This is a genomic window from Finegoldia sp. P3-F-LR (assembly GCF_052932165.1).
The window spans coordinates 1-260 of sequence record NZ_JBRFJE010000074.1; the positions used below are offsets into that span (position 1 = coordinate 1).

Annotated in this window: 1 tRNA gene and 1 rRNA gene; both read right to left on the reverse strand. The window is 48.1% G+C overall.

Features of this window, described 5'->3' with window-relative positions:
- Positions 1-25: 25 nt before the first annotated feature.
- A tRNA-Ala gene (locus ACU68U_RS09380) sits at positions 26-101 on the reverse strand.
- Positions 102-147: 46 nt separating this feature from the next.
- Positions 148-260 (reverse strand): 16S ribosomal RNA (locus ACU68U_RS09385); the annotation flags it as partial.

The window sequence follows — 260 nt, forward strand, 5'->3', positions numbered from 1 at the left end:
CAATCGAAGATTGCTGTTAGGTCATTGGTGGAGATAAGGAGATTCGAACTCCTGACCCCCTGCTTGCAAGGCAGGTGCTCTCCCAACTGAGCTATACCCCCATAAAAGAACCTTAAAGTAAATACTTAAGAGCTTAGCACTCCTTAGAAAGGAGGTGATCCAGCCGCACCTTCCGATACGGCTACCTTGTTACGACTTCACCCCAGTCATCAATCCTACCTTCGACTGCTCCTCAATTAGGTCACAGGCTTCGGGTATTA